Source organism: Caulobacter sp. P1_B12_2 (assembly GCF_056406675.1).
The window spans coordinates 1-1,143 of sequence record NZ_JBFTZS010000764.1; the positions used below are offsets into that span (position 1 = coordinate 1).

Sequence of the window (1,143 nt, forward strand, 5' to 3'; positions counted from 1 at the left end):
GACCAGGGCCAGATCGCCGGCGCGGTCACCCTGCTGGGCCGCCACGGCCGCGTCGTGTCGATGAAGAGCTTCGGCAAGCGCAGCCTGGAGACCGGCGAGGCCATGCCCGCCGACGCGATCTTCCGCATCCGCTCGGAGACCAAGGCGGTCACCGGCGTGGCGATGCTGATCCTCTACCAGGAAGGCCGGTGGCGGCTGGACGATCCGGTCACCGAATATCTGCCGGAACTGGCCGACCTGCGGGTGGCTTCGGGCGTCGACGCCGAGGGACGGCCGGTCCTGGCCCCCGCCAGCCGCGCGCCGACCATGCGCGAGCTGATGACCCACACCGCCGGCTTCGCCTACGGCCTGGCCGACGATCCGGGGAGCGCCGCCGACCAGGCCTATTACCGAGCCGGCGTGCTGCAGTCCGACAGCCTGGACCACCTGGCGCGCAAGGTGGGCATGCTGCCGATGTACGCCCAGCCCGGCGTGATGTGGCGCTACAGCGTCGCCGCCGACCTGCAGGGGCTGATCGTCGAGCGCCTCTCTGGCAAGACCCTGCCGGTGTTCATGGAAGAGCGGATCTTCCGGCCCCTGCGCATGAACGACACCGCGTTCTGGGCCCCGCCCGAGAAGCTGCCGCGCCTGGCCGCGCTGTATGACGGCGACCCGGCCWCCGGCAAGCTGATCCCGGCCGTCGAGGGTCCGTGGCGCGACGTCTCCAAGCCGCCGGCCGCGCCGTCGGGGGGCGGGGGTCTGCTGTCCACGGCCGGTGACTTCGGCCGCTTCGCCCAGATGATCCTGAACGGCGGCCAGCTGGACGGGGTGCGCATCCTGCAGCCCGAGACGGTGGCCCTGATGCGGTCGAACCATCTGCCCCCCAGTTTCCAGGTCACCACCAACGGCACGGCCGGCGTGCTGCGCCCGGACCAGAAGCCATTCCCGTTCAGCGCCGGCATGGGCTACGGCCTGGACGTGGCCGTGGCGGTCGATCCGCACCTGTCGGGCGCGCCGGTCGGCCCGGGCACGATCAGCTGGGGCGGCAGCGCCGGCACCTGGTTCTGGATCGACCCGGCCAACGACCTGTTCTTCATCGGCATGATCCAGCGCCTGGGCGGGGTGGGCTCGGGCTTGGACGCCACCACCCGCACGGTGGTGTAC

At 71.9% G+C, this 1,143-nt stretch carries 1 protein-coding gene; it reads left to right on the forward strand.

The genetic code is table 11. The features are described 5' to 3' along the window. Positions 1–1,143, forward strand: a 1,143-nt coding sequence (locus AC1DZ6_RS25595; RefSeq protein WP_477099892.1) for a serine hydrolase domain-containing protein, incomplete at both ends; no start/stop codon positions are given.